Source organism: Adlercreutzia sp. DFI.6.23, from assembly GCF_024462535.1.
GTDB classification, from domain to species: Bacteria; Actinomycetota; Coriobacteriia; order Coriobacteriales; family Eggerthellaceae; genus Adlercreutzia; species Adlercreutzia rubneri.
Map to the genome: position 1 here is coordinate 1 of NZ_JANGBP010000873.1, position 255 is coordinate 255.

At 78.4% G+C, this 255-nt stretch carries 1 protein-coding gene; it reads left to right on the plus strand.

The genetic code is table 11. From position 1 onward, the window contains the following. Positions 1–255 (plus strand): helix-turn-helix domain-containing protein (locus tag NE591_RS16485; RefSeq protein ID WP_256157168.1); only part of this gene is annotated, 255 nt, incomplete at both ends.

A 255-nucleotide genomic window follows, 5' to 3' on the forward strand; every position in this document is an offset into this window, starting at 1 on the left:
CCAAGCCCGTGCTCCCCAAGCTCGAGGCGATAAGGCGCGTGGCCGAGGGGGCGACCGCCGCCCAGGCGGCCCGGGAGACGGGGCTGACCCCCCAGCAGGTGCGCTACAGCGTGGGAAGGTACGCCCGGGGGGGCACGGCGGCGCTGCTGCCGGCGCCCGCGAGGAAGAGGAGGAAGGGAGAGGCCGTGGACGAGGGGAAGACCCGCCGGGCGAGCCGGCCGGCCCGCCCGATGCCCTGCGAGCAGCCGCCGGGGC